The organism is Candidatus Omnitrophota bacterium, from assembly GCA_026387175.1.
Lineage (GTDB): Bacteria > Omnitrophota > Gorgyraeia > 2-01-FULL-45-10 > 2-01-FULL-45-10 > CAIMPC01.
In genome coordinates, this window is record JAPLME010000012.1 from 245,940 (window position 1) to 251,020 (window position 5,081).

Genomic DNA, 5,081 nt, shown 5'->3' on the forward strand with positions numbered 1-5,081 from the left:
AATAGAAATAGTGAAATCCATGCTATTAGATAAACGATCCGAATTACGTTTAGCAGCTATTGAAATCGCGGATGATATTGGAAGAAGTAATTTTGGCGCTGGTATCCCGGAAATTCCACTAAAAGACAAGATTAACATAGAACGGCAAGAAATGGCGGAGTTCATATATAATAATGACTTTATTAGCCAAGAAACTGATCGAAAAGTTTTAAGTTCGTATGAAGATTTATTATTTGGATGGTGGGCCCACCAGGATGTAGCTGATGAAAAAATTTTATCATTACTTGGAAAAATTAAATACGATGCCGAGTATAGAATTTTTCGATATTATACATCAAAATGGGATATTGGTGATGATGTCAGAGAAAAACTAAAGGATGCGCCATCAAAAGATAGATGGCCATGGGTTGTGGATAATATTTTGCAAAGAAAATGGAACCTAAAAGTGGAGGATTTCAAAAAAGACGCCGCGGCATTAAATGATAAATATCCTTCACCCGCAGAGATTATAAGTTTTTTATGCGAATTAGACAAGGGAGTAACAATTACTTCCGCAAATGCCTTGTTCTTAAAAGCATGGTTCGAACAAGCTCCAACCGTCTTTAAGGAAATAAGAAGTAAAAAGAATTTATGGAAAGATGTTCCAATGATTTTTAAATATACAATAAGTTATGAATTAGTGCAAAAATTTCCCGAAATGGCAGAAGCGATTATTAACGAAGTACTATTATCATCTGATCTGTCGATTGAGGAATCAAAGATAGCGATAAATATTCTCTCATTCGATATTTCCGGTCTTGATAAATATGAAATAGTTAAATCTATGGCAGAGAAAAACATTGATGATTTAAATCTATCTATTATTGAACAAATGCGATTCATCGGAGATAAGATTTCAGCTAAGGAAATGGCAGAGATAGTTTTAATTATTTTAAATCATTTAAGCCCTACGGTGCGTGCGAAATCAATGGATCATATCGCATTTATTTTGCACGACAAAAAAATAGATTATATTAATGAATTTCTTAAGGTTACATGGGATGTCGTTCATTCGATTCTTATAAACACTGGAAAGTTAACTTATTATGATTTTAGACTTGCGTCTTTAATGCTTGTTAATGTGAAGGAATTAGCAGATTTTATTGAAACGCGATTAGAGCAAGAGAAAAAAATAAATAAATACAATAAATATGAAGCAATTCCTTATGATGGCATCAATTTCCTTGAAAAAGTGATTAAAAACCCCGACGATTACTTAAGTATCATCGAAAAAGTGTTATCATGGGATGAGAAATATAAGGGGAATGCGAGTTTTAGCGTTTCCAAAATTTTTGAACAGATTGTGTCGTTGAAAAATAAGACAGGAAAGCTGTATTTAGATGATATAAAAAGCAGTTTCTATAATGGAAAAGATTTTTCAAAGCTATTAAGTTGTTTGTTTCATTTGCCGTTAAATCGTGCAAATATTGATATTTTTAATGAGGCTATTCAAAAAAGCAAAGAATTCCGCTTTGAAAAGGATACTATAAACCTATTAAAAAGCAAAATACATCCTGAGGGAGGGTGGAGTTCTTCCGCTGGAGAAGTTCCCCCTGCATTTATTGACAAAAAAGATGTGTTTCAAGTTTTAAAAGATAGCGCTCCGGTAGGACTTTTAAAAAATGCATTAGACGTATGTGTTGCAAGTGTAGATAAAATGATAGAAGATCATAAAACAGAAGAAGAGAATCTTTTCTATTCAAGATAGGCGGATATTAATGTCTTATCAGGCTACTGTGTATAATTTAATGATTTCGTGTCCATCAGATGTGAAAAAGGAACAAAAAGCTTTGAGAGACTGTGTTGTTAGATGGAATGGCGCTCATGCCGAAAAGAATAAAATATCATTACACCCATTATTTTTTAAAACAGATGTGCCAAACACATCCGCAGATTCAAAGGATAAGCGGACGCAGGGAGTAATTAATCAATATTTGGTTACACCAAGCGACTGGTTAGTCGTTGTTTTTAAAAATAAAATAGGATCAGATACGGGTAAATCTATTAGTGGCACAATAGAAGAGATTGAGATATTTCAGAAGGATTACCCAGAAAGACCAATTTCGATTTATTTTTACAAAAGAACTCATAATCCAAAAATAAGGCAATATAAAAGAAAATGGAAAGGGATATGGAAAGAGTATAGGGATTCCAATGAGTTAGAGTACGAATTTTTTATAGACATATCTCATATGGTAAATAAAAATACTTATTTTCGACAAAAATTTATTGATCCAACAAAAAAGATAGAAGAAAGAGCACAAATTTTAATAAGCGAAGTGAGCGGTGATGTAAAGCAATTAGCTATGGTATCGAAATTAACAGAGCAAGAGCTGAAAATAGAAACCAATGGCTGCAGGTTTATCGGTTACGAAATGGCTTTTGAACATTTATGTAAAAAGCGGTTAATGGAGAAGGCCGATGCAAAAGGAGAAGTTTATATATTAACAAGTTTAGGAAAACAATACGTGGAAGCTATAAAAAATTACCAAAGCATGTGAATGAGAACAGCAAAGTCGCTTGTATAAAGGGTTATATCATTTGAAAAGAATATAATTGTTTTTAATAAGTGAAAATAGGGGATGTGTCAAAAAGGGACACACAACTTGAGCGGAGTGTCCCAAAGTGACACACCCCAGAAGCTCAAGAGGACTTTTATTTTATGAGCGCTGAAAAATTTCATAATAATAACAAAATTCCACCGACTGTGCATCAATTCTTGCAAAACGACAAAAATAAAAGTGCCATCGATTTTTTAGGATTTAAAGACTGGTTATCTATAAACGAACACACCAAAAAAGACTGGATAATTGTTGCTAGGGCATATATAGACGATAATACAGGTACAGATTTTTTTACGTATAGTGCGTTAGCAGAAGTTGGAGATAAAGAAAAAAATATAAAGATCTTGCTACAATCGCATGATTGGGAAGTTAGCCATAATAATTTTGGATACCCAGAATTTTACACCGAAGGTGGATCAAAAGATATTAAATTTAATACTGGCGAAAAAGAATCTATAAAAGATATTGAATTTCGACCGTTTATTTTAAAAAGATATTTTAATGGATATGTAGATGATAGATTTGAGATAGCGCAAAGTTTTATACTATTCCATAACTTATTTTATGTGCCTGAACTAAGTGAGTTTCAAAAAATAGACAAAGATGGCAACGTAATTTCAATAATAAAAATCTTAAACAACGAAAAACAGGAAGAGATAAAAGTGGACTCAACCGCTCTTCGTGATTACTTAGCTGCATATAAATCATGTTTGGTTAGGTATCATGATCATAGGCGCAGATCGAAAGTTGATATAACGGATTATATTGGAGGAGAATTTAAAGAATTAGTGATAAAAGAGCGCGACTGGATATTTCTTCTCTGGCTTCGAATGGATATTCCTTGTAATGGCAATATTAGCGCATCTAGGTTTTTAGGAAAAGATATAGTTTTGCCTTTTCCTGAAGTGCTCAAGGAACACACCGATTGGGCCAATCTTGATAGAGAGGACAAGTGCGTTTCATTTATTATAGGCGTTGATAATAAAGGTAATGTTATTGAGGCTCCTTGCGATGAGAAAAAATTAAGCAATTATTTTACAGACAAGGGAACTCCGCATTTTCTCACGCCTGCCTATTTTGACCGAAAAACATTATCAAAATATTACAGTGAACCAAGAAAATATAAGATAGAATCTCGTCATCTTGGTTGTTTAGATTTGTGGAGCCTGCCTATTGATACAACAGACGAAGGTCTTATACAGGTTTGGCTTGGAGATCTTGGCTGTATACCATATCAAGACCAATTACATTGGCGTCAATATAACATTCCACCCAAAGGCGGAATTACTAAACACAGGTGGCAAACCGATTTTATGGCAGAATTTTCTGAACCTGCAAATGATCCCGTTTACTATATAAAAAAAGCTTTCGAAAATCTGCAAGGTATTAGCAAGGAAAGGCTGGGAGATCTATTTTTTTTACCTTTTAATAAAAAGGAATCTTATCTACTTAATATAATCAGAGTGCCTCTTACAAATGAATGGAAGGAATTCGATGAAATAATTCAAGCATTAGCAAAGATTTTATGCGACTCTTTAAATGTTAGAGTACTTCAGAAATTTTTGGGTCTTTCAATTGGAGATAATGGCGTCAACGGCTCTATAGATCTCCTTAATGCATTTATCGCCAAGCTTCATAATAAAAAACTCGCGGATAATCTAACAAAAATATTTTACAAAGTACAGAAAATAAGATCGTCAAGCGCTGCCCATCGAAAGGGGAAAGAATTTGACCGTATATTAAAAATGTTTGATTATTACAATAAAGCACCGCATGATATTATTAGCGAATTAATGATAGAAATTATAAAAGGCCTTGAACAATTGGCTACATCAATACAACAATTAAAATAAGTATTCTTAAAGTATGTAAAAATATTAGGATAAATAGGGGGCGTGTTAAAAAGGACACACAATCTTATGGGGTGTCCCGAAGTGACACTCCCGGAAACTATTAAAGAAAGCGAGGGGAGAGAAATGAGAAAAATTATAATGGGTGTTATAATTGGGTTGATTATAGGCGTGGGCCTCACATATGCCAGCGGTGATATTGACGCAGATCTTCAGTTAACTTTTGCGAATAGCGCACCTTCACTCGAACAGCAGCAAGCTATGGCCCAAGTGGCTATCGCATGTTACCTGCGCGACATAAGAGATGAGCTTAGAAAAAAATAATAAAAATTAACTAAACACCTATTTAAGTACACCCTGCAAAATAAGGTGTCTCAAAGTAGAGAAAATATGGGACGTTTTTGATTTTACGTATCACGGTTCAAAATCTTGTGTTTCATTTATTACTTGCAAGATATTTTGTGTATCATGAAGCGAAAAATATGATACGCTAAGGTAACTTTAATAATTTAGCCAAAATCTACCTCCTGAGGCATTTTTGATATTTTGAGTCATTGGGCGAAAGGCAAATTTTGCCGCGCCCCAAAATTTACCTTTTCGCCCTCGGGTCTTGTGTTGTGGGGGCTCG

The 5,081-nt window shown here is 33.9% G+C and carries 4 protein-coding genes; all 4 read left to right on the top strand.

The window, feature by feature from the left end; all coding sequences use genetic code 11:
- The coding region (locus tag NTY76_08165) for a hypothetical protein (protein ID MCX5679054.1) at positions 1-1,747 on the top strand (1,747 nt) is incomplete at its 5' end.
- Between the two features lie 61 nt (positions 1,748-1,808).
- On the top strand, positions 1,809-2,540 hold the full coding sequence (locus NTY76_08170) for a hypothetical protein (GenBank protein ID MCX5679055.1): 732 nt from the start codon (positions 1,809-1,811) through the stop codon (positions 2,538-2,540).
- Between the two features lie 161 nt (positions 2,541-2,701).
- Positions 2,702-4,456, top strand: coding sequence for a hypothetical protein (locus NTY76_08175; GenBank protein ID MCX5679056.1), 1,755 nt, complete (start codon positions 2,702-2,704; stop codon positions 4,454-4,456).
- Positions 4,457-4,579: 123 nt separating this feature from the next.
- Positions 4,580-4,777 (top strand): hypothetical protein, encoded by a 198-nt coding sequence (locus NTY76_08180; protein ID MCX5679057.1) that lies wholly within the window; start codon positions 4,580-4,582, stop codon positions 4,775-4,777.
- Positions 4,778-5,081 lie beyond the last annotated feature (304 nt).